Here is a 19,856-nt window from a genome sequence, read left to right on the forward strand (position 1 = left end):
GGCCGCTTGCGGTGCGTCAAACCCGACGCTATAAGCCGCCTTCTTGTCGGAGTGTGGCTCAGCCCGGTAGAGCACTGCGTTCGGGACGCAGGGGTCGCAGGTTCGAATCCTGCCACTCCGACCATTCTTCCAAAAGTCGACGTTTTCCAGAGGCTTGGCGGACCGGCCGCCAGCGCCTCGGGAGCGCCTTTTTGCAACGATTTTCGGAGCGGGTCCACGGCCGATTTGGCCGGGCAGGGGCATCTGCCGCGGCGGCATGGCTCTACATTCGCCGGCCGATGGTCCAATGCTGGACAGTAGGTCAGTAGCCTACCGCCGCGCCACCAGCACGCCCACCAAGAACGCCACCATCAGTGCCGGCAGTGGCGCCTCGCGCACCATGCCGCGGACGATGTCCGGCCAGTGCTGGTCCGGGACGAGGCTTGGAGACCTGACTTCAGCCATCGGTGTCATGCCCCAGTCCGAGGCAAGTTCGGCGATCTCGCTCGAGGCCAAACGCACGCCGTCGCGGACGCGGAAGATGGCGGCGTCGGATCGCTCGCGCGGCGCGAGCGCCATCAGCGTCGCGACAGCAGTGCGCAACGTCATCTCACCAAAACCTTGCAGCCTCACCGATTCCTCGGGATCGGATGTCATGCAAAATCCCTCACAGCGCGAAGTGGTGCGCGATGGTGAATGCCGCCGTCGCGCACAGGACCAGCGTGGATACCGCGCCGGCCACCCCGCGCGCGAGATGGGCTCGCGTCAGGTGCCTGGTCATGATCTTGCTCCATGCTCTGCATGGCAATAGCGGCGAGGAAGGTTGGTTCCTCGCGCGTCGCTCGAATCGCCCGACGCTCTACTTCCGCAAGAGCTCGCTCAAGGCCGCCGTCGCCTCGGCGCAGCGGATGTCGTCGATCTCGCGCGACAGGCTGAGCGCGCTGGATCTCAGTTCTTCGAGCCTCCAGCTCGCCGGATGTTGGCTTTCGAGCTGACCGAGACGTTTGTTCAGGTCATCCAGTCTCGATTGGAGCTGCCCGATGCTGGCGGCCCCATTCACTTTCCAAACGCGCTGTGCACGCATCGTAGTTCCCCTGCTAGTCTCACGGCGTTGTGAGCGGGGTTCGTGGCTGGAATGGGAGTTTCTTTTGTCCGGCTTCAGACGGTGGGGAACCGTTGCAAAAGGGCAACGCGGGTTCCCGCGCGTTGACCGGCGCGGACAGAGCTATCGCCCATCGCCCGCGCCCTTCTGTAGATGCCGTCGCGTTGCCTAGTCGGGCCCGGCACGATCCGCGTCAGGCGGCGCTCGGCCACCCGGTTGATCGCTTTTCAATGCGGCTTTCCAGGATCGCGATGCTCACCTGGAGATTGTCGCGCCGGGCTCTCAGGTTCTGCGCGAGCATCGGGTAGGCGAGATTGTTTGGATCGGAGATCCCGGCCCTCCGCTCTTCCTCCAGAATGTCGGCGTCGAGCATCTGCGTGCGCCAACGCAGATCGGAGATCAGGACGTGGAGCTGTGTTGGGATGGTCGCTTCGAAACGGGACGTCGATTGCATAGGATCGCCTCACTATGAAACAGACCCACTGCGGGTCTGAGGGATTGGCGGACGAGCAGCAAGGAGAGTGCCAGCGCGCCGGCTGAGGGCGAAGGCCTGCCGGGCGGCCGAAGGGGTGACACTCTCCCCTTCGTCATTCCGGGGCGATGCGCAGCATCGAGCCCGGAATCCATCGGGCCGCAGTTGCGCGGCGACATGGGATCTCAGATGCGCAATTGCGCATCATAGCTCGCCGCTTCGCCGCGCTCCGGAATGACGGTGGCATGCCCGGGTGTTTCGCTTTGCTGTCAACCCAATCGCGCCAAATATTCCACTTTACCGAAATTCGGAAATGGCGTATGTGTAGCCCATCCCGGCTCATTCGGCTCGTAATGTTTGGCTGGCTATTCCCGAACGAAAATGTGGGACTTAACCTTCCATTCGCCGTTGGACTGGTGTTCGTAAAGCTTAACGGTGCTTCCGGACAGCTTGGTCGTTTCCTCGCCTTTGACCAAGGAAGCTTTGAAGCGGGAGGTCACGTATGTGTAGTTCCCCATTGGCAAAACCTCAACAAGTTCAAGCTTGTGATTTCTGACGCTCGTTCCCCTTTTGGCAAAGAAGTCGCGTATCGCAGTCGCACCCGAAACGGGCGGTGCGCCGGGCGGGATTAGACTGGCATCGGTGGCATACATTGGCAGCAAGGCATCGAAATTTGGATCGTTGATCGCTGCATCCCATTGCGCATTGAGTTTCGTCATGTCCTCAGTGAGCGGGTCCGCCCGCGCATGGCCGATAGTGACGAACAACAGCACCAGCAGCAGCGATAAGCTTTTGCTCATGACTTTGCCCTCTTTGATCTGATCGTGTCCGCCAGTCGGGCGCGCCTATGCGACGCGCACGCTGGTGATCTGTGAATGGCTGGTTCTGAAGATCGCGCCTGCCAATGGCACCAAGGCTGCAATTTGAAGAGAAGCGGAGAGTTCGGCGTTTCTCCGTTTTGTGGGCAGCAGCTTCCGGCAAGCAAAGAGCGTGACGGTGCGGGGAGGTTACACGGTTCTCGGAATCATGCCTACGGTTGTTTTGGGTCAGAAAGCCAGCGAATGTCGGCCCCGAACGCGGCATCGTCGATGGCTCGCACCGTGTCGTGGTGATGACGTGATGTCCGCAATGGCTGGCGGCGACCGTCGAAGGATGGGCGGTCCCTCCGCAATCGGTCGTCAGGGTTCTTCAGAGGGCAAAAAGAAACGCGGGGACCGCGCCACCGCACCTATTGAGAATATCTGGTGCGAGAAAATGCGTGGTTGCAGTTGCAGGGGACGCCGGAACGTTCGCTATGCGCCGATAGCGAGCAGCGAGCGCTTTGCAGCGAAATGACGCGATGGGCCCAAAGGCGACACTCAAGAAAAGCCGCCAAGCGAGGCGGACTTAGACCGGCGTCTCCCGGCGGACTGGCGGTAAGAGTGCCAACGCAATGTAGGGGAGTGGATAAAACAATCCGCCCCAGATGAACCAGGCGGCCCTAGAGCGTCCCCTCTGTTCGGCATAGTTCGCAGTATAGTGCCCGCACGCAGAGATGAGGCTGAGATAAAGGATTGCAGCAACAATTAACGGAAACATGGGCCGGCTCCGATCACTGCTACGAATAAACATAAGGGATTTGGGTCACGGGGCAATACACGCCCTCGTCAACGAATGAGTTCAAGACCGCATGGCAAGGTCCGGTTAGGCGCAATCGCGCCCAAGGTCGACCAGCAGCGAATCTGGATATGGTCCGCTCTGCCGCCGGAAGCGAAAGTGAGCTATCCCGCCGCGATGCAGCAGGAATGACGCTGATGACCGAAACCGTCGCGCCCGTCGCCAAGCCTGTTCCTCGACCGCGATCCAGAAGCGCCGAGACCGTCAGCGCGTCGGCGCTGGCGCAGCACCTCGATTGCAGCCGGACCTACATCGGCAAGCTCGAAGCCGAAGGCGTAATCCAGCGGTAAGGTGACGGCTTCCCGCTCGATCAGAGCCGCGTCGCTTATCTGCGATACCTGCGGCGCGAGCGGCGGCAATCGTCGCGCAGTGAAGCCGATGCTGCGCACGGCGCGGCAATGACAGCGTGTTTTCGAGAACGCTGCAATCTCCTCATGCTGTTGCCGAAAGGCAACTGATTTATTGTTTCTTCGTTGAACTGTTCCATTTTGCGTTTACGCCGCAACAAACAGTTTTAGATTTGCGGTCTCCGGGCTGGGGCGTGTTTTACGACAGCGAATTTTCGAACCCGGAGGCTTTTCGAAATGATTTTGGAATTCCTCGCAATTTTTTCTCTCGTTCAGTTCGCCAACATAATTTCGCGACTGATCGGTCAGCGGAATGACGTACTCTCCTACGTTTCAAGATCAGGTCCTCACCGGTAAGTGTGGCAAAAGCGGCATTGCTGGCACCGTTTTGATGGCATCTATCCTGCATGGTGCGCGACGTAGCGATCTTGCGACCCGGCGCGCCATCGAGCGTGTGTGTTCGAGGTGCGCACAGAGATTGCCAAGGTCTAACAGGAGATGGCCGACAAGTGAGGTGAGCCGCCACTGGATGACGACACATGATGACCGCCGCTCAAGTCGCGACACAGGTCCTACGTCGCCTCCGTTGTGCCGGCGTGCCGGCACGCCATCCACCGCAATCTGTAGCGGCGTGCTTGTCCATCGTAGGCCGGGCGGAGTTGTTTGCTATTTCTGCTCCCCGCGATACTCTGACAATCGGCTGGGGGCCTTAGAATGTTCGATGTGTATCTTAACACCAGGCGAGATCTGTTGGTTGTGCGAAATGGTTTGCCAATTCCGCTTCCCGACGCGTCAGGCAGATGGCATAAGAAGAAAAAAGTAGCGAGCGTCAGTGAGAACATTAAGCTCGCCGTTCAGCGACAAGGCTACTACCTGCGCAAGCTAACGGACTTTAAAAAGCGTTAGCCCGCGAACCGCATGTGCAACCTCTACAGCATCGCGACGAACCAAGCTGCGTCGCCGCACTGTTTCGCGTCGCCAACCGATACGTCGGCAACCTCGCACCGATGCCCGGCGTGTTTCCCGACTATCCTGCGCCGGTCGTCCGCAACACAGACGCAGGATGGTGTTGATGCGGTGGGGCATGCCGCCGCCACTTCGCACAGGCGTGCTGCCAGTCACGCCCCGCTGACCCCGGCCGTCGGGCAAAACACCGGGTCATTCCGATCTGCGCCGGTGTCAAGCTGCGCTTGCAAGAATATTCCACTTTACCGAAATTCGGAATTGGCGTATGTGCTGCCCATCCCGGCTCACCAAGAGGGGCGATCTTGTGTCGTCACTGTCGCGAGCCGGGTTGCGGTGGACGCGGCAGCGTTGGGCGCGAAAAGTGCGGGCAGGGCGGATTGCTCTCCGTGAGCCCAAAGCTTCGTGCCGGATGAGCGGCGCTGTCAGGTTCGTCTCGTCTGTAAGTTTCCGGCTCCGTCGACAGGGCTGGAAAAACTGCGGCAAAATGGCGGGCCGTGCGTACGGCAAAACCGTGTGGTCCTTTCCGCAAGCGCTGTTTTCGGCCGGTTGAAAGCGGTGAAAGTACCTGAAACTAAAGGCATATTTCGGTTTTAGTCGCACTAACGAAAGGCCCGCCCGAACCTGCCGGGCCCTATTAGGCCCTAGTTTCACATCCTGCCGTTGGGCGCGAGTTGGAGTTCGGGAAGCTTAAGCCGCTCGAACGGCCTGAGGATCGCGGCGCGCCCCATGCGGTGGCCCTGCGATCCGCGCGCGCTGTACGGCCTTCCCGGGCCTGCGCTGAGGCGGCCCGGTTGCCGTGGTTGGCCCGAATGAACGGACTACTTTTTCTGCTCGGTGGTGGTTGTGGTGGTCGGGGTGCCGTCGCGCGCGTCCCGTCGCTCGTCGCGTCCTGTGCGCCGGTCTTGACGCCGTTCTGTGCGTCCGGTCCGGCGTTCCTGGCGCCTTTCTGTTCGCCCGCTTCGCCGCTCCTGACGGCGCTCTGTCCCAGACATCGGCGCGTCCGCGGGCGGCGTCGTGGGCGTGGCGGGCGCCGTGGTGGTCTGAGCTTCCGCCTCTGACACCGCCAAAATTGCGGGCGAGGCCATAAGCCCAAACACGGCCGCGTGTCCAAGGAAAGTGAGTGCGTTGCGACGACAGACCTGTTTCGGCTCCGAACGTTCACTCATCGTCAGGCTCCCGGTTGCTGTTGCCCCAGAGCATCGCACCTGAGGTCGAGAGCCGGCGCTTGATCTAGATCAAATAGGCGCAGTTGCACCCGGCAGCGTGCCAACGTCGTCAAAGATTACTTTTTGGTCGGCCCGCTGCTCTCATTTACTTGGTCAGCTTCAAGCCACGCTGGAATTTTCGGCGACGGGATTGACGTTCTCGGCAGGTGGGGGATCATGGTCCCCGCGGTGACGACCAATCCCTCGTTGAATTTGGTTCGCGCAAAATCCTTCGCTTCTGCTTCGGTTTCAAACGTCTTGGTTAAGCGCGGATGTCGCCGTCTTAACAGCGTGCCATCCGGCGGCACTTCAAAAGTGACGTACCAAGTGTGTTTCATGCCGTGATGCCGCCGCCGGCTATCGGTCGCCTGCGCCCGCGCCGGGGGCGATAAAAAAGCCGCCACCGGGACGAAGCGGTGACGGCTTCTTTCTCGCTCGTGACCGCGAAACAAGTCTTTACCGCCCCGCCCCAACGCGATTGACGCCGCCATTTGCATTGCCACCGGCGTTATGACGGACCGCAGCGCGCGCCACCGGACGAGGCCTCAGCACGACGCCTGCCCGGGCAACGCAACCCACTGGATATTCAACGTACTGGCAGTACACGACCGCCTTGGCTGGCGCTGGATTGAGCGAGACACCTGCAAGCCCCAACAGGGCGCTAGCAGCAATCCCGGCAACAGTCGCTGACTTGATCGAAAGACGCTTCTCCGGATGCATGTTGGACCTCCCTCTTCGCGCTTGCGTCACTGAAAGGTGACGGGAGCCGCCTCAGGTGCGGCTGAACATGGCATGAGCGCTAAAGGATCGCTGACGTTGACCTAGATCAACGGAGGGTCTGTGCGCTGTTGCCCCTCCCGGTGTCCGTCCTATGGCCCGGCGCTGGCGGCGCGCTGTACGGCCTTCTGCCGGGCCTTGGCGGTGCCGTAGGCCGCCTGTCGCCGTTGCGGTGACGTGCTGCCGCGCTCGACGGGTGATGAGGCGACGCCGCGCTAAGGGTTCTCCTCGCTGTGTTCTTCGAGCAGCTTCCGGGTAGCCTTGATGCGGGCGGAGACGTTCTGAAGCGTTGCGTCCGAACTGATACCTTGCGAATGCAGGAGCATCCACAGGGCTTCGGCAAGGATGACTTGATTTTCTAAAATGGCGCGTTGGATTTTATCCATCATCATCCATGCTCCGTTGGTTGCCGTCCGCTGTCGGTCGCCTGTCCGCGCCGTGATGCTGGCGCGGTCGAGCGCGCGACTTCGATCAAGTTGCAGATTTTGCGCTTTTGTCCCAAGAACAGAACTGCGCTTGCGTTGCGCGGCGGCTGGCGATGGTGACACGGTGGCGCTGCCGGTGCGAGCCGCTGCCGTGTGAACCAAGGCACTGAGGGCGTTACGCCCGCTTCGCCGTCTTGTTGGAAGCTTCGATCATCGCAAGCTCAACCTGATCTGCAAGGCTGGTCAGATGCAGGGCCAACCTATCGAACATTTCCCGCTTGGCCGGGACAGTGGCAAGATCGCGGATTAGCGCGGCCTCAGCGGCATCTTTCCGAAGCTTTTCAAGAGCCGCTTGATAATCCCTCATCTAGTTGCTTTGAGCGGCCGCTGGGCGGCTGACCCTAAGCTTTCGTTCAGCCAGTCCGCCGTATCGGCCCCGGACGCTTTGCGGAGCAGCTCGTCTTTTTCTGCCCCGGGGGGAAGAAGCGCCGCAAGTTCGCGCGCCGTCTTGGCGAATGACGCAAGACGATCTTGCAGCGACAATTGTTGCTTGAAACGACGCCGTTTCATGGCGCGCTCCTTTCCATTCAAGAGGAAGGCGGGAGCGCAACCGGCGTTCACATCACCGATAAGAGCCAATGAAAGGGCGGTGATGCAGGACCAACACTCTTCGAGCAAGTCTGTTCCGGGCCCGCTCAGTCAAAGAGGACCGGGGCCATGACCAATCGGTCGTCAGGGTCCTGTGGAGGGCGCGAGTTCCTGCGGGTACCGCGCGACCGTGCCGCGCAAGCGTATTTGCAATCGCGCATTCCCGGCTTTATTTTATGCGAATTGGTACACAAATTCCGTGTGCGCCGATTGGCCATAAGCAGACCGCAAACTGCGAAGGCTTGATGCCCGCTTCAGCCGCGTGAGCGGACGTTATCAGCCAAGTCTGTCAGGTCCGAAAAGAGCCAACAAAAGGAGACGTACTGAAGCGACGCGCGGTTATGCGCGCAACAATGAGGCGGTTGCGCAGTTCCAGTGGCCCGTTCAACTCTCGGTCGAGGAGTGGCAATGTGGCCGGCCAAGGCTCCGGCCGCGACGCCGCCGTCGGGGCCCCCAACCTAGCTGGCGCTTTTTTGAATGGCGGTTGGCAGAGTGTCGGATTTGTGCTTTTTGCAATAGGCGACAACTTTTTCGGAATTCTTTTGCAGGCGGTCGTAGTCCAAAACATTATTATTTGCAGCCGCGTTATAGTAGCCGCTCATGAAATACCTTACGAAATCTCGGTCTGCTGAACCGTATCCTAGCCAATTTCCGCAAGTGATCTTGTTCATGTCCAGCTTGATCTGAGCCGCGGCTGGCGCTGATGCCGCGCCTATCAAAATCACAGAAACGACAAGAGCCCTGCATTTCATAGCGATCCTCCAAAGTCCCGAGCCGTCAATTTTTGCCTACCGATTGTTGCAAGCCATACATAACGCTTTCCGCCGGATGGTATTGGCACCATGCCTTTACGTTGGCGATATTTTGTTGATGCAAAGCAAGGTCCACAAAGGTCCTGTTGTTCTGATAACTGAACCAACCGCTCATCCAGGCAGAAAACTTATCTGACTGTGACTGCGGCATAGCAAGATATTGGCTACATATGATCTTGCCCATATCAATGGTTACCTGCGCATTCGCAACGATTGGAATTATCGAGACAGCAAACGTCAGACTGATCAATCTACATCTCATCGAGGTTGTCCTTGATGCTGATCTACAGGGATCTGGAGAGGGCTGCCGCCACAAGGACGCAAGAAAACGAAGTCTCGCGCCGCTCATGTTGATCTAAATCAACAGAAGTCCGCTTGGGGTCATTCGCGTCGTTTTGACCCTGCGCTGACTACTTCCGGTTTCCATCCAACACCGGACATCTCGTTGTACTAGGTCGCGGTCACTTGCCCTGCTGCTTGATCGCCCACAGCCGATAGGCTTCGGCCTAGTAGGCGTCCCGCTCTGTCGGCGGCGGGATCAGCTTCGCGCCTTTCGCTGCGGAAGTGATCGAGGCCGCGCCCGAGCGCCTTGCGAAGATCTCGGCGCGCGCGCCAAGCTTACAGCCCATTGTGTGCCTCATCGCAGCTCCGCCGTCGCCGCTCATTGCGCCTGCCACGTTCGGATTGAACGGAGCTGCGCGAGGTCGTCCGGGTCCTGTGAGGCGTGTAGAAAACGCGGGGACCGCGCGACGCCGGGAGGTGGATATTTGCTGCGAGAAAATCCGTTGTTGCAGTTGCAGGCGAAGGCGAACGTCCGCCTTGGCCTGACAGCGACGAACTTTCGCTCCGTATGAAAATGACCTGGGCCCAAGAGGAGACATTTCGAGGCGACCGATTGGTTGCTATATTTGGGCTTTGTACGTCACCGTGACCACGATTAGTCCCGTAGGAGTGCTAACCCTTTTAGGGGAGACAACAATGGGCGATTTGAATTCGGTGATTATCCGCAAGGCCTACGAAGATTTTGCGGTAGGAAACATCCCTCGGTTTTCGCGGTTTTCGACGCCGGCATCACATGGCACGTTCCCGGTCATAGTCCCCTATCAGGCGACTATACCGGTCACGATCAGGTCGGAGGCTTCTTTCAACGCACGATGGAGCTTTCGGGAGGTGCATTCAGCATGGATGTGCACAATGTGCTGGCTGAAGACGATCTCGTTGTCGCCTTGGTTACCGTGAACGCAGAACGAAACGGGCTGTCCGCGTCGTTTCCGGAGATCCACGTCTGGCAGATGAAGAACGGAAAGGCGACCGACTTCCGCGAGTATCAAGGCGATGAGCAGCGGGAGGACCAATTCTGGTCTTGAGACGCCGTCATTTCCTCAAGCGATAGACGGCACAATGATGGCGACGCTAAGATCGACGATCCTTCAAAAGCGGCGCGACGCAACAGGAATGGCGCTGATGTCCGAGACGTCACCGTTGATGGCCCTCATCGCCAAAGGGCTGCGACCGTCAGCGCGTCGGGCCAATGACGCTGCACCTCGATTGCAGCCGGGCCTACATCGGCAAGCTCGAGGCCGAAGGCGTAATCCAGCGGCAAGGTGACGGCTTCCCGCTAGATCAGAGCCGCGTGGCTTACCTGCGATACCTGCGGCGGGAGCGGCGGCAATCGTCGCGCAGTGAAGCCGATGCTGCGCACGTCGCGGCAATGACAGCGTGTTTTCGAGAACGCTGCAATCTCCTCATGCTGTTGCCGAAAGGCAACTGATTTATTGTTTCTTCGTTGAACTGTTCCATTTTGCGTTTACGCCGCAACTAACAGTTCTAGATTTGCGGTCTCCGGGCTGGGGCGTGTTTTACAACAGCGAAATTTCGAACCCGGAGGCTTTTCGAAATGATTTTGGAATTCCTCGCAATTCTTTCTCTCGTTCAGTTCGCCAACATGATTTCGCGACTGATAGGTCGGCGGCATGACGTACTCTCCTACGTTTCAAGATAAGGTCCTCACCGGTAAGCGTGGCTAAAGCGTCACAAAAGCGAAGGCGGGATGGCCGTGGCGTGAGTGTTCTGGTCGTCTCTCGAATGAGCTACTCGCTCGTTCTTGTAGAACCCAAGAGGACATATCCCCAGCTTCCGGACTGAGGCTCAAGCCACCAATGCTGACCTGCATTTGAATACCGACGCGATTCGAGATCGGTCAGTTGCAGAAGCCGCCATGGTAAGATCGCTCGTCACTTCCCGCTCACTGAGACCAATCCATATAGAGCGTGATGCCGATCATGATCAGCGAGCCGATCGCGACCGCCACCGGGCAGATAAACGGCAACTCCTCCAGAACGCCGACAACGACCGCCCGAACGCGGAGACTTCTCTTCATGTGCGCAAAGCGCGAGCCTGCCGCACCCATCGGACATCCCCGTTTGGCCCCCAGCAGCAGCGGTCTCACTCTTCAGCATCAAGTGATCTTCGGCTATCGCCCATTCGGATGTATCCGTGAATGAAGGTGAAGGAACTCTTGCTAGTCCGTTGGTGACGTGTGTTGCCGAGGCGGGCTCAGGAGGGAATGAGCGAGCAGATTGCGCCCGTCTTGACCAGCCACGCAGGTTTGATTGAACATCGCGCACAACGTGGCCGTTGATGGCATCCCTGATGGTACGCCGTTCGAACGACTGGGAATATCGCACCATGTGGAACTGGATGATGCTAGGGCTAGAAAGCAATCGCGTGATCGGACTTCGGATCGCGAAGCTGATGCGCGGCGGCAAGGCGGCTCAACGAGAAGCCCAGCGCATGGTGAGTGAAAAGGTCCTGGCGGCGGCGAAGGCTGGTACAAGCCTGATGGCTGGCGCATCTGGAAACAAGATTGTCGAGCAGTATCGAAGAAAGGTGGCGGCAAACGCCAAACGGCTCAGCAGCAAACGGATACGGCGCAGACGAAAATGACGCGGGCCTCTCGGCAGCAGAGCTCACTTGCTCTGCTGCTCGATCGCCCACAGCCGGTAGGCTTCGTCCTCGTAAGGATCGTCGCGGTCGGTGGCGGGATCAACCTCGCGCCTTCCTTGCGGAAGTGTTCGAGACCGCGGCCCAGGTTCTCCCGGCGAGTGTGTGTTGATCGTTGGCCCGGTCAAGCAAGCATCGAAGCCCGATGGCGGCAGCGAAGTGGCAGCCCGCGCGGGACTTCGGCGCGCGCGCCATCATGCGGATCGCCCGCCATCAGCCGAGCTTCGCCGATCGAATTGCTGTAGCACCCTCGACTTGCGCCAACGCGGTCGCGACGAAGGGGACGACGTGCGGCGCGGCAATGGTGTCGAGGTCTTCATGGCAAATGACCTCCAGCCGAGTGCAGACCATGTTGTGGAATGCCTTGCTGGGGTGGATCAGTTCGCAGGCGAACTCCATCGCTTCGCGCTCCATGCCGCGCCGAGTAAGCGATCAATTCGTGCAGCCCGGCGCGGCCCGCAGAGCGCAGGAGGCTCTGCGGGAGATGTTCTGCAGCCGCTAGAGTTCGTTGTCTGTGCGCCGGTCAACGCGGCGTAGTGGGAGTGGCGGCAGGTTGCTGGGTCGTAGGGGTGCAGCAGGTGCGCCCGCCGGGGGGGGGCGGCAGCAAATCGTGCGCGTGGTTCACAACGACCGTTCACCATGCAGCAGCGGGACCGCCAATGTCTGCCAAGAGCTTGGCGAGCCGCCGCTCGACGAGCAATGACCGCCTGTGATCCGTCCTTGGAGCGTGTATCCCCAGCAGCGCGGTCGTTGTCGCCGACTTTACTTCGGTAGGCATTCGACATTATAGGCAATGATAACCTGTGCAGGGTCAGCTTTGCCGATGGCCTTCAAGTCTTCCATGCCACTTCTAAGCTTCTCTCCGGCATCCCGTAAACTTCCTTCAAGCGCCGATTTAGCCGCCCTGCATCGTTCTTCGTTCGAGAACTCTTGGAACACCACGGTCGGCAGCAGCCGCCATTCCGCCCTGTTGTTTGTAGCTGCCGGGCTAACTGAGTAAGAGAAGACGTACATCAGTATCCACATCGGTATGCTCCACTTATGACGCCATAGCAGTGACGGGGCCTTGCTCGCGCGTTTTACGCAGATCGCCTTGGCCTTCGTCATTCCGCTGATTTAAGTGCGGCCGAGCAGGTGGGCGACAATTCTGCCACCTGCGCCTTGAGGCAGCGAATGATGCGATGGCCACCAGGCCGAATTCCTCTGCACAAGCGCTCCACATCGCTTTTGCATTCCCGTGCAATCGTAACGGGATCGGTCAACCGGTTTTTGGCGAATGCATTTTGACCAGACAATGCGATTGCAATGCCGAACAAGGGGATGAGCCAGTTCATCTCTAACTTCTCTTCTACAAAGCTGTTGACGTGCCTGAGCCCGAGAGCAGAAACGTTGACCTAGATCAAGCGATTGATGGTGGTGAGGTTCTTCTGAAGGGATAAGGCTTGCGGGCGAACGCCCCGGCTGGGCTCGTTTTGCGGGGATTTTGATCTATTTCGTCAAATGCGTGAGGGATGCAGATGTCAGACAATCCCATGGACGTGATCGAAGCCGCCATTCGCTCTGCATTCACCAGTTACCCAAGGGAAGATGACCCGGATTGGCGAAGTCCGCATTGGATCAAGCCCGAAGAGTGCACGCACTTGGCGCAGGGCATTCTGCTGGAATTGGAGGCAAAGGGGTTTGAGATCGTGAAAAGGCAGACTTGATAAATGCTTCGGCCAAATATCTAGGTGAGCCCGATGAAATATCAAATCTGGTATATGAAGCCATCGTTTCTCCGCGGCGTCGTTGGAGGCTCGCCCGATCCCGATAACCTCTCGGCCACTCATATTCACTTGAAGGATATTGAGGCTGATAGCCAGGAAGATGCTTTGTCTCGCATGCGAGCGGAGAACTGGTCGCCGAATGGTGAGGCTGCCGACTTGCTTAAGAGCAAGGGACTACAACATACAACCATGACAATCGGCGACGTACTCGTGGATGAAAGCGACGCTGTTTATCTTGTCACCGGCATTGGGTTCAGTTTGCTGCCGAAACATGAAGATCCGCGTTGATGATTATCATGTGGGCTGAATAGAGGCCGAGATGTCCTGTCACGGTGCTCTCGGCGATGCCCGCCGCACCAAAAATTAGGCACCCCGTCGCCGACGCCCCGGACCGCGCCCCCGACGCGGATCGAATTCATTCACCGCGTTCTGCCATGCCACGATCTGATCCTCATACCAGACGCGGCGGTTCGGGCTGATATAGGTCGATTTCGGAAACCGACCTGCCTTCTCCATGCGATAGAGCGTCGTGCGGCTGATGGGGATGATCGCCAGCACCCGCGCCTCATTGAGCATCCGTCTAGGGCTCGGTGCGTCAAAGGCGGGTTGTTGTTGCTGAGATTCGTTGCGCCTACCGAGCGTCATCGTGAGAGCTGACCCTACGTTAGTTGGTGTCTGTTTATCGTGGAATGTGCTGAAACGCCGTGGAGTAGATCATGCGCTAGAGAGCGGCTACAGCAAGCCGACTTGCAACGTAAATTAGTCGAATAGGAAAAGGTGAGCACTCTCTTAGATCTTCGAATAAACACGTGTGGCACAGAAGTTTTTTGAGGGTGCTTTCTTTTGGTGAGCGATTTCTTGTCGCGCATTTTTTCTTGCGCCGAAGAATGACGCGCGCATGATCAGCCTCGAGGCTAGTGAAGGTATTCGCTGGCAATGCGAGGAGTAATGATCATGGCTTGTCGATCGCGCGAGGAGAACAACCGACGCAATCCTGTGCCGCGGGCATCCTGGACCGTTGATGAGTTCTGCTCTTCGGTCGGCATCTCGAGATCCACGTACGAACGAGCAAAGCGCGAGGGGTGGGGGCCGCGCGAAATGGTTCTCGGTCGCACGGGCATCCGCATCGCGGACGAAGCTGTGACTGCGTGGATTGCCGAGCGAGAAGAGAAAGCCGCGAGCATCGCTGCCAATAAACGAGATAGGCAGGCCGAAGAGGCTGCCTAAGCAAGACGCCGCCCCGGAGAATGGGGCGGCGCTTCTAAATTCCGACCGGAGAACGATCGGCGTTTCCAGCGCCCTTCCAATACGCCGGTCGGATCTCTCGCGCAAGAGAGGGGACCGGTATGACAAAAGGAAAACTGTCGTGGCGTGACGCGCTGCCGCTCCATCCAGCTGCCGAGCTGCTGCCGCTCATGTCCGAGCAGGAGTTACGAGAGCTCGGCGACGACATTCAAAAGAACGGCTTGCATGAGGGCGTCGCATTGTTCGAAGGCCAGCTGCTGGATGGCCGCAATCGGCTCGACGCGATGGAAATGGTTGGTGCAACGCTGGTCACCGGCAATGGAAATCCTGATTGGGAGAACATTCCGTACCGCAACGTCGGAGGCCGGGACCCGGTCAGCTTCGTGATGTCTAAGAACGTTCGGCGACGACATCTCTCCACGGAGCAAAAACAAGAGCTGATCGCCAAACTCCTGATATTGGCGCCCGACAAGTCGAACCGGCAGATTGCAGAGGCCGTGAAGGTCGATCACAAGACAGTCGCCTCGGTCCGCGCAAAGAGACAATCAACTGGGGAAATTCCCCAGTTGACGGAGACGGTCGGCAGGGACGGGAGGCGGAGGCGGGACCGAAGAGGATCCACTGCCAAGATCAAATGGGCACCGCAGCTCGCCGCGGCTCAGAGTGACGCGGCCGTCGTCACCCAAACCACGTCGGTCTACGGCGAATTGACGGACGCGTGGCGGAGGGCATCCTCCAAAGAGAGGGAACAATTCCTGGAGTTCATCGGCGCCTACGTAAGAGAAGTTGAGTCCGTGCCATGACCAATCCTCGTGACCGCAAATACGAGGGAGCCTTCGAGCGCTACGACGGGGCGTTTGAGAGCGCGATGTCGGCGGCCATCACCAAGGCCGTCATAGAGACCTCAAGGGTAGCCGGCTCCGGCGTCGTCGTTTTCAGAACCGCGGAGACTGCGTCGGCCCTAACGACCGCGCTTGCCGGCATTCTCTCAATGTCATTGGACGCAACGCGCTCGCAGACCGCCATCTCTGAAACATTGGACGAGCTGCGGAAGCGACTGCACCGGCGGATCGAGTTGATGCGGTCAGATGCGGCATTCCAAGACTTCATGTGTCGCGTATTTCAGGGCGACGGTTCAGAGGGCAGCGCATGACGCCGTCAGATGTGCGTCAGATCTTGTTGCGTGGCGGCTATGATCCGCTCCCGCTGGTTGGCAAGCGTCCAATAATCGAGGGTTGGCAGAAGCGGGACCAGACGTCGGCAGGGGATATTGAAATCTGGAGCAAGCTCTACCCCTACGCCACCAACACCGGCTGCCTGACGCGGCGAATGCCGTCGCTGGACATCGACATCCTCAACGCGGACGCGGCCCAGGCGGTCGAGGACCTGATCAAGGACCGTTACGGGCATGTCCTAGTCCGGATCGGTAAGCCGCCAAAGCGCGCAATATTGTTCCGAACCGAGGAGGTCTTCAAGAAGATCACGGCGAACCTCACCGCACCGAATGGTGCAGGTGAAAAGATTGAGTTCCTGTGCGACGGGCAACAACTCGTGGTCAATGGCGTTCACCCGGACACCGGCCAGAGCTATCACTGGCATGGCGGAGAGCCCGGCCAGGTCTTACTAGCGGAATTGCCCTACATTAGCGGTGGTGAGGCCCAGCAGCTCGTTACGGATATTGTCGCGCTGCTGGAGGGGGACTTTGGCTATCGGCGGCCGCAGCACAAAGGCCGTGGCGCCGAGGCTGATCTGGCCGGCGCGAGCGATTGGACGGAATTGACTGTAATGTCATTCGGCCTGCAATATTGGCTCTGACGCAATTTTGGTGCAGCTCCGATTATTCTGCACCGATTAGCCTGGCCTGAAGGAGATCGATTTTCCCGCGACCGTACATCTGCCTTCTCACGAGCTTGAGGCGGGTGATCTGACCTTCAGTCTGTCCGTTGGACCAGGGCGAAGTGATTGCCGCCCGAACCGCCGCTTCATCCTTCGTGACGCCGCTGGCGAAGGAAGTCACGAGACTGGCGCGGGCGCGGTCGATCCACGGCGTGAGCCCTGCTTCGGCTCTGCGCCGGATCATCAAGTGGAATTCGGCGATGATCTCGCGAGCCTCGACCAAGGATGGTACGCCAGCTTCGATTGCCGCGACCGTGACGGTCTCTGCTTTCGTGAGCAGATCTCCGCCGATTGTCATGAGGCGCGCGATCGTTCTGGCCGATGGAATCCGCTGAAGGTTTCGTGCGTCGGGCTTTTCAGCCCTTCGTCTGCGGGTCGCCCACTCGCTGATGACGCGGAGCGAGCCTCTGAAGCCACGCGCCGTTAAACGACGCCAAAGTTCAGCCCCGTTTCGGCAGCCGGACGCCCACTGATCGTCGAGCCACGGCAAGTGTAAGTCCAACGAACTTTGCCGGGTCCGGAAGACATCGTGTCGTTCGCCGCGAATCGCCTGCCGTACCAGCTGCCTGCTGTGACCAGTCTGACGCACGATCTGCTTGATAGGTATGCCATTCTTCGACAGAGCCAGGATAGCCGCATTGGTCTCCTCGCGGCGCAGATAACCCTCATACTGGATCCGCTCTGCGGCTGTTAGCAGCTTGGGATCAATCGTGGTCGCGCCGATCACTGTGCGTATCTGGCGCATCGATTTGCGAACGGCATCGAGGAAGGCCCGACTGGCGTTCTCCATCAGATGCCAACGATCTGCAACCTGTACCGCATGCGGTAAGGCTCTTGCTGTCGCTTCGCCATATCCCCCACCACGGTCACGGGCAACGATCGCGATCGTGGGATGAGCAGCGAGCCAGGCTTGGGCAGTTGCGGGCTCCCGATCCGGGAGCAGGGTGACTACTCGGCGCCGCTCCAGGTTGCAGATGATGCTGGCGTATCTGTGGTTGCGCCGCCAGGCCCAATCATCAATGCCGATAACCCTGAGCGGATCAGCTGGCGGACGGCTACGGCGTCGGACCACGCGAAGGAGCGTATCCTTGCTCACCGGCAGCATTAGCCGTTTTGCGAAGCCTGCTGCCGGTCGACCGCCAAGTGCCAGACCGAGGTGATGGACGATAGAGTCCAGCCTTGCCGTGCGTCGCGCCGACGGTGCCAGCACCCCTTCGGCGAAGCGCTCGGTGAAGATTTGGCGCCCGCATAGGACGGCGCCGCAACGGAAGCGACGAGCAATCACCAGAAGCTGTACGATCCGCCCCGAAAGGGGAAGATCAGTCACACGACGCCGGTATCGGCTATGGACGCGTCGGGAAACCGTTCCGCAAGATGGGCACAGACCAATGCTTCCCGACGCCCGGACCGCAATAACAGCCTTATCACCTTCGTAGTACGCACTCTCTACAACAAATCCACTCGGCACCAGACTGGAGCGCTGGAGTGCCTGCTGCATGGCGCTGATTCTCCCCCAAATCAAAGCGCCAGACATCCCTCGAACTGCATCAAAAGTGAGTCAGAGCCAAATTTACAGGCCGATTGACAGTTGAGTAAGCGCTATTGACCAATCAACGAAGGAATTTGCGTCTTAGAATTTGCGGCAGCGGCGGTTTGTTGGCCCCTTAGCCGAAGGTCGATTGAGCGCGTGTCATGTCGGCTGTCAGGGGCAAACCGGACGCCGATCCAACTTGGCGTCCACCGCTGCTTTTGACCAATTGAGACATGAGCATTCCATGATTTGTGCAGCGCGCATGAACGCAGTGCACCATTCCCCTCGACGCCTTTTCCTGCTGGCCTGAGTATCCGGAGCAGTCATGTGCAAAGCTTTGGCGAAAACTATGTCGCTCGATGCGCTGCACATATTCATTGACATCTGGTGACAGTGGCCGACATTGACGGCCATGGTAGATAATAGGAGTAGGTGCAATGAGGGCTTACTCAATTGTCGGGCTGCTGTTTGCGGCAGTGGTGTTGGCGACGATTCCAGTCTCGCCGCAGGTTACATCGCGTGGCGTCGTGGAGTTAAGCGTTGATCAAGCGCAGGCCTACACGTATCGGCGCGCCCGCGTGACTGCGCGTCGTGTCGACCGTCGCGATTACCGCCATACGCGTCGTGCCGTGCGGCGTGGTGTCTACTAACGGAGCGCGATGCGCGCCGACAAGGTACGAGACGGTGATCAAAGTGCTCGATCACTCGCCCGCGCCGACGATTGATTGAGTAAATCACTGCGGTTCGTGCATGTCGTTTGCTGCGGCGATGAGTCCAGGTCTGGCCCATCAGCGAAGTGGTGACACGCCTCATTGAGGTCCGTTCAACGAGGCCGACGTGCTTACGTTGAGTCCTTCGCATTTTGACCCATTTGAGACATCGGCCGATCGCAGCCGACGTCCGGTTGGCACGAGGTTTATTTCACAACCAGATGCTTCGTGCGCGCTATGGCGGCAGGCGCGGACGGGGAAATGGTGAACGTCAGCCAGGTATTCCATCCTGACGGACGGTTGGCTGCACCGAATTCGCCGTATCCCCTCAGGCTAAGGGAGCCCTGCATGTCTGCGACCGGGAAGCCGTACCCGATTTGCGGACCGACACCGAAAACGCGTGACCTGAAGCCACCGAGGATCGGGTTCTGGCCGGAATCGTCGGTGATTTGCTGGTAGGCATATCCGACAATGCCGAGGAAAAGCTGCTTGGTGAGGTAGTGCGATGCGCCCCAGTCGAAGTGGAAATCGATGCCGCTCCGGTACAGGGTATCAGGATTCCTGAAATTGTAGGTAAGGCCGGCGACGCCCGAGATTTCGTTTCCTGCCGCCGGGTCGAAATAGGTATAGGCGCCTCCAATGTCGATCGCGCCGTGCCCGAGCCCGATGTTGGGAATCCGCGTCGGATCATAGTCGCCGACGGGAATATTGCCCGTGACGTAAGCCATGTAATTGTCGACGCCATGGCTCCATAGCAGTTGCGCGAATGGCGCGAGGTCGCCGTAGGAGGTAAGTGAGCCTTCGAGCATTCCGGTGCGCGTCATCACAATCGGTCCGGCTATCGCTGTCAGTGTTCCGGCGATACTGGTGGCGGCTCTGCCGTACTGGCCGGACATGCCTACGACCAACTGCCCGCCAAGCACCGCCGTCGTGAAAGTATACGATGGCGCAAGGGCGATCAGGTCGGCCCGCCCGCTCAGACTCAGATTTAGATTAACGTTGACGTTCGCGGGGATTTTGCCGGCCAGGATCTCTTTGGCCGCAGCAGCGCCCCCGGTTGCGGCGACGCAGGAATGGTAATCGATGACACTGAGCGCCCAGCCCGGTGTCTGCTGCATGGCCACGAGGCTCGCAAACTGACCCGGAAACCAGAACGAGCTACCGCCCTGGTCGGCATGCGAAACATCAGCGCAAAGCACGAGAGCAGCAACCGCTGCCGCATAGTTGATGACGCGGCTTCCCGGTTTGTTTGATCTCATTGCAAACCTCTGGGCGGCATTTGCAACCAGTGGCGGCTACTGCAAAGCGCTCCGCGA

The 19,856-nt window shown here is 59.1% G+C and carries 28 protein-coding genes, 1 tRNA gene and 2 pseudogenes; 13 read left to right on the top strand and 18 right to left on the bottom strand.

Annotation, left to right across the window (positions count from 1 at the left end):
* Positions 1-47: 47 nt before the first annotated feature.
* Positions 48-124, top strand: a tRNA-Pro gene (locus AB7245_RS10745).
* 185 nt (positions 125-309) lie between these two features.
* On the opposite strand, the gene AB7245_RS10750 is transcribed toward AB7245_RS10745, so the two are convergent.
* Positions 310-636: a hypothetical protein gene (locus tag AB7245_RS10750; protein WP_028154397.1), complete on the bottom strand. Its 327-nt coding sequence runs from the start codon at positions 634-636 to the stop codon at positions 310-312.
* A gap of 122 nt (positions 637-758) precedes the next feature.
* Here AB7245_RS10750 and AB7245_RS10755 point away from each other — a divergent pair, with 122 nt between their 5' ends.
* On the top strand, positions 759-974 hold the full coding sequence (locus AB7245_RS10755; protein WP_038945415.1) for a hypothetical protein: 216 nt from the start codon (positions 759-761) through the stop codon (positions 972-974).
* 300 nt (positions 975-1,274) lie between these two features.
* On the opposite strand, the gene AB7245_RS10760 is transcribed toward AB7245_RS10755, so the two are convergent.
* Both AB7245_RS10760 and AB7245_RS10765 read right to left on the bottom strand, forming a co-directional pair.
* Positions 1,275-1,454: a hypothetical protein gene (locus AB7245_RS10760; RefSeq protein WP_409363863.1), complete on the bottom strand. Its 180-nt coding sequence runs from the start codon at positions 1,452-1,454 to the stop codon at positions 1,275-1,277.
* A gap of 464 nt (positions 1,455-1,918) precedes the next feature.
* Positions 1,919-2,353 (bottom strand): YybH family protein, encoded by a 435-nt coding sequence (locus AB7245_RS10765; protein ID WP_085398213.1) that lies wholly within the window; start codon positions 2,351-2,353, stop codon positions 1,919-1,921.
* 984 nt (positions 2,354-3,337) lie between these two features.
* Here AB7245_RS10765 and AB7245_RS10770 point away from each other — a divergent pair.
* Complete coding sequence (locus AB7245_RS10770) at positions 3,338-3,499, top strand: hypothetical protein (protein WP_161495712.1); 162 nt, start codon at positions 3,338-3,340, stop codon at positions 3,497-3,499.
* Between the two features lie 975 nt (positions 3,500-4,474).
* Positions 4,475-4,679: pseudogene (locus AB7245_RS10775) on the top strand (SOS response-associated peptidase); the annotation flags it as partial.
* A 1,125-nt stretch (positions 4,680-5,804) separates the two neighbouring features.
* On the opposite strand, the gene AB7245_RS10780 reads toward AB7245_RS10775, so the two are convergent.
* The 8 genes from AB7245_RS10780 to AB7245_RS10815 all read right to left on the bottom strand — a co-directional run bounded on the left by AB7245_RS10780 (position 5,805) and on the right by AB7245_RS10815 (position 9,018).
* Positions 5,805-6,218, bottom strand: coding sequence for a hypothetical protein (locus tag AB7245_RS10780; protein WP_349642909.1), 414 nt, complete (start codon positions 6,216-6,218; stop codon positions 5,805-5,807).
* Positions 6,184-6,447, bottom strand: a complete 264-nt coding sequence (locus tag AB7245_RS10785; RefSeq protein WP_439034226.1) for a hypothetical protein — start codon at positions 6,445-6,447, stop codon at positions 6,184-6,186. Before AB7245_RS10785 ends, AB7245_RS10780 begins: the two co-directional genes overlap by 35 nt.
* Positions 6,448-6,719: 272 nt before the next feature.
* Positions 6,720-7,052 (bottom strand): hypothetical protein, encoded by a 333-nt coding sequence (locus tag AB7245_RS10790; RefSeq protein ID WP_144030797.1) that lies wholly within the window; start codon positions 7,050-7,052, stop codon positions 6,720-6,722.
* Positions 7,053-7,104: 52 nt separating this feature from the next.
* A complete protein-coding gene (locus tag AB7245_RS10795; RefSeq protein ID WP_085402473.1) occupies positions 7,105-7,296 on the bottom strand; it encodes a hypothetical protein in 192 nt (63 codons plus the stop codon).
* Complete coding sequence (locus AB7245_RS10800) at positions 7,293-7,499, bottom strand: hypothetical protein (protein ID WP_085402491.1); 207 nt, start codon at positions 7,497-7,499, stop codon at positions 7,293-7,295. The genes AB7245_RS10795 and AB7245_RS10800 overlap by 4 nt, the downstream gene beginning before the upstream one ends.
* Positions 7,500-8,035: 536 nt before the next feature.
* Positions 8,036-8,329: an HdeA/HdeB family chaperone gene (locus AB7245_RS10805; RefSeq protein ID WP_085402474.1), complete on the bottom strand. Its 294-nt coding sequence runs from the start codon at positions 8,327-8,329 to the stop codon at positions 8,036-8,038.
* A 25-nt stretch (positions 8,330-8,354) separates the two neighbouring features.
* Entirely contained in the window at positions 8,355-8,639 is a 285-nt protein-coding gene (locus AB7245_RS10810) for an HdeA/HdeB family chaperone (RefSeq protein WP_224580654.1), read from the bottom strand.
* A gap of 256 nt (positions 8,640-8,895) precedes the next feature.
* Positions 8,896-9,018, bottom strand: coding sequence for a hypothetical protein (locus AB7245_RS10815; RefSeq protein ID WP_283808579.1), 123 nt, complete (start codon positions 9,016-9,018; stop codon positions 8,896-8,898).
* A gap of 432 nt (positions 9,019-9,450) precedes the next feature.
* Here AB7245_RS10815 and AB7245_RS10820 point away from each other — a divergent pair.
* Both AB7245_RS10820 and AB7245_RS10825 read left to right on the top strand, forming a co-directional pair.
* Positions 9,451-9,756: pseudogene (locus tag AB7245_RS10820) on the top strand (nuclear transport factor 2 family protein); the annotation flags it as partial.
* A 164-nt stretch (positions 9,757-9,920) separates the two neighbouring features.
* Positions 9,921-10,160, top strand: coding sequence for a hypothetical protein (locus AB7245_RS10825; protein ID WP_085402476.1), 240 nt, complete (start codon positions 9,921-9,923; stop codon positions 10,158-10,160).
* A 474-nt stretch (positions 10,161-10,634) separates the two neighbouring features.
* Here AB7245_RS10825 and AB7245_RS10830 read toward each other — a convergent pair whose 3' ends face one another.
* Positions 10,635-10,799: a hypothetical protein gene (locus AB7245_RS10830; protein WP_196238392.1), complete on the bottom strand. Its 165-nt coding sequence runs from the start codon at positions 10,797-10,799 to the stop codon at positions 10,635-10,637.
* 278 nt (positions 10,800-11,077) lie between these two features.
* On the opposite strand from AB7245_RS10830, the gene AB7245_RS10835 reads away from it, so the two are divergent.
* Positions 11,078-11,335 (top strand): hypothetical protein, encoded by a 258-nt coding sequence (locus AB7245_RS10835; protein WP_028154361.1) that lies wholly within the window; start codon positions 11,078-11,080, stop codon positions 11,333-11,335.
* A gap of 270 nt (positions 11,336-11,605) precedes the next feature.
* On the opposite strand, the gene AB7245_RS10840 is transcribed toward AB7245_RS10835, so the two are convergent.
* The 3 genes from AB7245_RS10840 to AB7245_RS10850 form a co-directional block, all read right to left on the bottom strand.
* Entirely contained in the window at positions 11,606-11,791 is a 186-nt protein-coding gene (locus AB7245_RS10840; protein WP_210421620.1) for a hypothetical protein, read from the bottom strand.
* Between the two features lie 363 nt (positions 11,792-12,154).
* On the bottom strand, positions 12,155-12,418 hold the full coding sequence (locus AB7245_RS10845) for a hypothetical protein (RefSeq protein WP_085402492.1): 264 nt from the start codon (positions 12,416-12,418) through the stop codon (positions 12,155-12,157).
* Between the two features lie 77 nt (positions 12,419-12,495).
* On the bottom strand, positions 12,496-12,726 hold the full coding sequence (locus AB7245_RS10850) for a cysteine rich repeat-containing protein (RefSeq protein ID WP_144030798.1): 231 nt from the start codon (positions 12,724-12,726) through the stop codon (positions 12,496-12,498).
* A gap of 183 nt (positions 12,727-12,909) precedes the next feature.
* On the opposite strand from AB7245_RS10850, the gene AB7245_RS10855 reads away from it, so the two are divergent.
* Together AB7245_RS10855 and AB7245_RS10860 are read left to right on the top strand one after the other, a co-directional pair.
* Positions 12,910-13,098, top strand: coding sequence for a hypothetical protein (locus AB7245_RS10855; protein WP_439034227.1), 189 nt, complete (start codon positions 12,910-12,912; stop codon positions 13,096-13,098).
* Positions 13,099-13,131: 33 nt separating this feature from the next.
* Complete coding sequence (locus AB7245_RS10860; RefSeq protein ID WP_439034228.1) at positions 13,132-13,446, top strand: hypothetical protein; 315 nt, start codon at positions 13,132-13,134, stop codon at positions 13,444-13,446.
* A 75-nt stretch (positions 13,447-13,521) separates the two neighbouring features.
* Here the strand turns inward: AB7245_RS10860 and AB7245_RS10865 are convergent, their stop codons facing one another.
* Entirely contained in the window at positions 13,522-13,803 is a 282-nt protein-coding gene (locus tag AB7245_RS10865) for a helix-turn-helix transcriptional regulator (RefSeq protein ID WP_094184193.1), read from the bottom strand.
* Positions 13,804-14,112: 309 nt separating this feature from the next.
* Between AB7245_RS10865 and AB7245_RS10870 the strand changes: the two genes are divergently transcribed.
* The 4 genes from AB7245_RS10870 to AB7245_RS10885 all read left to right on the top strand — a co-directional run bounded on the left by AB7245_RS10870 (position 14,113) and on the right by AB7245_RS10885 (position 16,218).
* Positions 14,113-14,385, top strand: a complete 273-nt coding sequence (locus AB7245_RS10870) for a hypothetical protein (RefSeq protein ID WP_144030799.1) — start codon at positions 14,113-14,115, stop codon at positions 14,383-14,385.
* A gap of 119 nt (positions 14,386-14,504) precedes the next feature.
* Positions 14,505-15,206: a hypothetical protein gene (locus tag AB7245_RS10875; protein ID WP_085402482.1), complete on the top strand. Its 702-nt coding sequence runs from the start codon at positions 14,505-14,507 to the stop codon at positions 15,204-15,206.
* Positions 15,203-15,556, top strand: a complete 354-nt coding sequence (locus tag AB7245_RS10880) for a hypothetical protein (protein ID WP_085402483.1) — start codon at positions 15,203-15,205, stop codon at positions 15,554-15,556. Before AB7245_RS10875 ends, AB7245_RS10880 begins: the two co-directional genes overlap by 4 nt.
* Positions 15,553-16,218 carry a bifunctional DNA primase/polymerase gene (locus AB7245_RS10885; protein WP_439034229.1) on the top strand — a complete coding sequence of 222 codons (666 nt, stop codon included), beginning with the start codon at positions 15,553-15,555 and terminating at the stop codon, positions 16,216-16,218. Before AB7245_RS10880 ends, AB7245_RS10885 begins: the two co-directional genes overlap by 4 nt.
* Before the next feature lie 22 nt (positions 16,219-16,240).
* Here AB7245_RS10885 and AB7245_RS10890 read toward each other — a convergent pair whose 3' ends face one another.
* On the bottom strand, positions 16,241-17,797 hold the full coding sequence (locus tag AB7245_RS10890; RefSeq protein ID WP_135217323.1) for an ISL3 family transposase: 1,557 nt from the start codon (positions 17,795-17,797) through the stop codon (positions 16,241-16,243).
* Between the two features lie 949 nt (positions 17,798-18,746).
* Positions 18,747-19,799: a SphA family protein gene (locus AB7245_RS10895; protein WP_439034230.1), complete on the bottom strand. Its 1,053-nt coding sequence runs from the start codon at positions 19,797-19,799 to the stop codon at positions 18,747-18,749.
* Between the last annotated feature and the right edge of the window lie 57 nt (positions 19,800-19,856).

The organism is Bradyrhizobium sp. 604_D8_N2_3 (genome assembly GCF_051810765.1).
Taxonomy (GTDB): Bacteria; Pseudomonadota; Alphaproteobacteria; order Rhizobiales; family Xanthobacteraceae; genus Bradyrhizobium; species Bradyrhizobium barranii.